We start from the raw sequence: 4,636 nt of genomic DNA, 5'->3' as shown, positions 1-4,636 counted from the left end.
CGATGCGTCTCCCTATGCACTAGGCGTGCTGCCGACCGGCCCTTCTTCGGGCCCCAGTTGCTGGGCAGGGGGTTACGGCGACAGACCGGCGGGCTGATTCCAGCGCATCGCAGGCCGTCCAACAAGGACTGCCGTCGCGCTGTACGACTGCGGATCCGGCGCAGTTGCACACAGTGTCCGAGGTCCGGCATTGCGTCGGAATTGCACTGCCTTGATTGGTTTATCCGGCGCGGCCATAGTGGGGCTGCCCCGCCGCCGGGTCCGGCTGCACTCCGGGGCGAGACAGCCTTGGAAAGGAGAAGCCATGGCGATGGCCTGGTTGGCTTCCTACCCGAAGTCCGGCAACACCTGGGCCCGCATTCTGTTGGCCAGCTATCTCCGCGACAGAGAGGTGGAGGTGCGCATGGCGCGGCTGGGCCGGTTCGACGACGCCGTGCCCGATCTGGTCGCCGTGATGCGAACGGGCCGGATGTTACCGGTCGACCAGCCTCAGCCGCTGGTCCTGAAGACGCATTACCTGCCCGCCATGAGCATCCACGACTGGTACCGCGAGGCCACCACCAAGGTGATCTACCTGGTGCGGAACCCGCGCGACGTGATTCCCAGCGCGGAACGGATGCTGCATCTCGATCCCGAGCACCGGGCGGCGTACGCGAAGCATTTCGTCGACCACCGCGGGCTCCTGGCGTGGCAGCGGATCGGGTACGGGCTGTGGCCGGAAAGCGTCCTGGAGTGGACGTCGCCGGACCGGCTGCGCCAGCACTTCCCGAACGCCGAGGTCCTGGTGCTGCGGTTCGAGGACATCAAGCAGGACACCGAGGGTTCGCTGCGCACGATGGTCGAATTTCTCGGCTTCGACAGCGAGGTCGATCCCGACCGGGTGCGGCGCGCCGTGCAGAACTCCTCCCTGGACAAGATGCGCGAGGCGGAGCGGCGGGACGACTCGCTGCGCCACCTCGAACTACGGCCGTTCTTCGGTCAGGGTCTGAGCGGCCAGTCCCTGACCGGTTACAGCGAGGAAGTCGAGCAGGCGTACCGGCGCCTACTGCGCGAGGACGAGGAGTTCGGCAGCCTCGCCGACCGGTACGGATACACCCACGAGCCGGCGATGTAAGGGAGAGACGAGACGATGGCCAGCCTTGCCTGGATCACCTCCTGCCGACAGTCCGCCTGCGGTTTGGCCCGCGCGCTCGTGGCGGGCTATCTGCTGGACTCACCGCCGGCCGACACCTCGCCGGAGGCGCTGCACGACGTGGCACCCGAGCTGACCACGCTGTTCAACTGGGGACGCGTCGTACCGTTGGAAGAGCCCCGGCCGTACCTGGTGCGAACCCATCTGCTGCCCGGCACGGAGGTTGTCCAGCACTACCGGGCCGTCACCGGAAAAGTGGTGTACGTGGCACGTGATCCGCGCGGCATCGTGGCCGAGTTGATCCGTGGCAGCCGGGTCGGGCCCGAGGTCGTGCAGCAGCGGGTCCGGCAGCTGATCGCCAGTCCGGACGAGGTCGTCGGGGACTCCGACGAGGCGAACCTCAACTGGCAGCTGCACGCCCGAGAGTGGACGGTGCCGGAGCGGGTACGCGCACACTTTCCGGACCTGGACGACGTCTGCGTGATCCGCCACGAGGACATGGTGCGCGACCCGGGCGCGACACTCGGGCAGATCCTCGGCTTCCTGGAGGTGCCCGCCGGAGTGGACGAGGAGCGGATACGACGGACCGTGCAGCAGTGGACGCTGCCGAACATCCTGGCCACCGATCTCTTCGATCTGCCGCCCGGCATGAGGGCGTTCCGGGCGGCGCCGCCGCTGCGCGACGATCGGCGGCCCGAGCCGTCCGCCGTCGTGGACGTCGAGCCGGCGCTCGAGGCGGCGTTCCAGGAGCGGATCCGCGTGGACGCGGAGTTCGCCGCACTGGTCAAGCAGTTCGGGTACACGGACTGAGCATCGCCTGCGGGGCAGGTCGCGGGTTACCGCGGCCTGCCCCGCACCGTCATTTCCGCCCGTGCAGCAGCCGGAGGTAGTCGACGTTCGTCGGCAGGCCCTTGGTGAGTTCCTGCTGCTCCCGTTGCACCTCGGCGAAGACCTTGTCCACATCCTGCAGCGCCTGCTGCCGATGGGCGAGCATGGGCAGCGGGCGATCGGGCAGTAGACCGAGGCCGGCGAAGATGCAGTAGTAGTTGCTGTTCGTCCAGAAGTTGCGGAACTCTTCCTCGAAATTGTGGTAGTAGCCCTGCGCGTCCGACGGCGCCACCCCGACCGGCAGCCCGGCCCGGTACATCGCGATCTTCTCCAGGATGCCGTCCGCCAGGCTCAGCTCCTTGTTCGCCTTCCAGAACGGGGTGTCCGTCCGGGGCGAGACGTAGTAGTGCGCCTGGATGAAGTCCCGGGTGTCGTCGAACATCGTCTCGACCTCGTGGTTGAAGCGGTCGAGGAGCACCTGGTCGAAGTTCTTGTCCGGAAAGTGCTTCACGAGCTGGTAGACCGCGGCGTAGCTGAAGTAGATGCCGGTCGACTCGAGCGGCTCGACGAAACACGAGGCCAGCCCGATGCCGACGCAGTTCTTCACCCAGGCGCGGCGGTTGCGGCCGACCCGGAAGCGGATCGAGTTGAGCTGGACCTTATCCCGGTCCAGATCCCAGAGCCGGCAGAAGTCCGCGGCCGCCTCGTCCTCGCCCGCGAACTTGCTCGAGTACACGTATCCGGACCCGAAGCGGGTGAGCATCGGGATCTTCCAGGTCCAGCCCGCCTTCATCGCGATCGCCGAGGTGTACGGCTCCACTCCGTGTGCGTCGTCGTCGTGCGGCACCGACGTGGCCACCGCGCTGTCGCACAGCAGATGGTCGCTCATGTCGACGAACGGCTCTTCCATGGCCTTGTTGATGAGCAGGCTGCGGAAGCCGGAGCAGTCGATGAACAGGTCGCCGGTGAGCAGCCGACCGTCCTTGGTCTTCAAGGCCGTGATGAAGCCGCGCTCGTCCAGCACCGGCTCCTGCATCAGGCCCTGGACGTGCTGCACGTGCAGGCGTTCGGTGGCGAACCGGCGCAGGTAGTCGGCGACCAGGTGCGCGTCGAAGTGCCACGCGTAGTTGGTGGCGCGGCGCCCGTCCGGCCACCGGGGCGCGAGCTTGGCGTCCAGGATCGGCGGCTCCTTGTAGCAGGCGTAGTCGAAGGGCTCCTTGCTCTGCCCGGTGAGCCGGCGCTGTGTCCAGTAGTGCGACAGCGGCAGGTCGTCGTGCAGTGGAAGCTGGCCGAAGATGTGGTAGAAGTGATCGCTTTCGCCGTTGTCGTACCTCGGCTGGGGCACACCGGGACCCGGTGTACGCCAGTTGACGAATCGCACGGCCATCTTGAACGAGGCGTTGCACTCGCGCATCCACTCCTCCTCGGGTACGCCGAGGAAGTCGAAGAGCGCGGTCTGCAGGTTCGGGATCGTCGCCTCGCCGACGCCGATCTTCGGCACCTCCGGCGCCTCCAGCAACACGATTCGCGTCGAGGGGCCGAGTGCCTTGCCGAGATACGCCGCGGTTATCCAGCCAGCAGTGCCACCGCCCAGGATGACGATGTCCTTGATCTTCTGGTCGTCCATGCCTACCTCCGGCGGTCGCCGCAGTGCATCGTGCGGGGATGGAGTCTTCGACGCACTGTCCGCGAAGCTGGTGGCAGTGTCCACTATGTTCGAGGGCGGACGGACCGCACCCGACCTCGCCGTGCCGCTCCGTCCAACTGCGACGCCGCGCCGGTTGTACACCGGATCGCCCGGACCGACCGCCGAGGTGCTCCTTGCGCCACGCCGCCTCGGACGCCGCGCCGACGTCCCTGGTACGCATCGACGGCACGAGCCGCCGCAGCGCGTCGACGGTCATCGGCGTCGGGTTGTTCGCCCGTGGATATTCCGTGGCGCGCCGCTGGGCGATCCGCTCGTCGGCGTCCTCGCCGATGCCCAGTTCCACTCCAGCGAAGAGGTCACCGACACCTACTACATCGCCAAGCCCGTCCAAGCCCCGGACGTCTCCGAGATCCTTGAACGCCTCGGCACTGACCCTGATGGCCGCCCCACAGCTGTAGGGCACAACGATGCACACGGATGACGAACCTGGTTGCCGAGACCCATAAATGGGGGGTTTTCGGGGGGAGGTTCAAAACTCCATAGACAAACATAAAAGCCCTGACCAGCGTTTCTGCTGGTCAGGGCTTTTATGTTTGTCGGGACGGCCGGATTCGAACCGACGACCCCTTGACCCCCAGTAGTCCGGTGGCCCAGCGGCATGCTCACGCACGTTTGCCCAGGTCGCCTGAAGCATAAACCGGCCCGGTAAAGGAGTCGTCGCATCACTCCCCCGCACCATCGGCTCCCCTGCCGTCAGCCCACCGCCGTGGCGATGCTCCACCGACCGCTACCACCGAACTGGCCCAGGCGGGCCCACGACACGAAGGCCCGAAGCTGGTAGCCCCAACGGCGACTACAAGGGTCAACGCCCTACGCTCCCCAGCGCAGGCCGTACAGCCCGCCTCGAGCCGGACCGCCGCGATGTCGATGACCTGCCCTGGATGCGCCTCGATCGGCGCACCAACCCACCGCTGCCGCTGCCCGTCAAAACCCCTCGATCCGGATCTTGCCGCTGACCTGTGGGGCTC

General features: G+C 67.0%; 4 protein-coding genes. 3 read left to right on the top strand and 1 reads right to left on the bottom strand.

Annotation, left to right across the window (positions count from 1 at the left end; translation table 11 throughout):
• Positions 1-304: 304 nt before the first annotated feature.
• Both H4W31_RS23915 and H4W31_RS23910 read left to right on the top strand, forming a co-directional pair.
• Positions 305-1,114, top strand: a complete 810-nt coding sequence (locus H4W31_RS23915) for a sulfotransferase domain-containing protein (protein ID WP_192768688.1) — start codon at positions 305-307, stop codon at positions 1,112-1,114.
• 15 nt (positions 1,115-1,129) lie between these two features.
• Positions 1,130-1,942, top strand: coding sequence for a sulfotransferase domain-containing protein (locus H4W31_RS23910; RefSeq protein ID WP_192768687.1), 813 nt, complete (start codon positions 1,130-1,132; stop codon positions 1,940-1,942).
• Between the two features lie 49 nt (positions 1,943-1,991).
• Here the strand turns inward: H4W31_RS23910 and H4W31_RS23905 are convergent, their stop codons facing one another.
• Entirely contained in the window at positions 1,992-3,587 is a 1,596-nt protein-coding gene (locus H4W31_RS23905; protein WP_192768686.1) for a tryptophan halogenase family protein, read from the bottom strand.
• On the opposite strand from H4W31_RS23905, the gene H4W31_RS43025 reads away from it, so the two are divergent.
• On the top strand, positions 3,562-4,089 hold the full coding sequence (locus H4W31_RS43025; protein WP_225945647.1) for a hypothetical protein: 528 nt from the start codon (positions 3,562-3,564) through the stop codon (positions 4,087-4,089). The genes H4W31_RS23905 and H4W31_RS43025 overlap by 26 nt on opposite strands.
• The last annotated feature ends 547 nt before the right edge of the window (positions 4,090-4,636 follow it).

The sequence above is a fragment of the Plantactinospora soyae genome (assembly GCF_014874095.1).
Lineage (GTDB): Bacteria > Actinomycetota > Actinomycetes > Mycobacteriales > Micromonosporaceae > Plantactinospora > Plantactinospora soyae.
The sequence above is the reverse complement of the archived record's forward strand: the minus strand, read 5'-3'. Positions and strand labels throughout refer to the sequence as shown.

Bases quoted from the DNA above. Each gene is read 5' to 3' on its own strand.
- H4W31_RS23915 (WP_192768688.1), top strand. From the start codon at position 305: ATGGCGATGGCCTGGTTGGCTTCCTACCCGAAGTCCGGCAACACCTGG.
- H4W31_RS23905 (WP_192768686.1), bottom strand. From the start codon at position 3,587: ATGGACGACCAGAAGATCAAGGACATCGTCATCCTGGGCGGTGGCACT.
- H4W31_RS43025 (WP_225945647.1), top strand. From the start codon at position 3,562: ATGTCCTTGATCTTCTGGTCGTCCATGCCTACCTCCGGCGGTCGCCGC.
- H4W31_RS23910 (WP_192768687.1), top strand. From the start codon at position 1,130: ATGGCCAGCCTTGCCTGGATCACCTCCTGCCGACAGTCCGCCTGCGGT.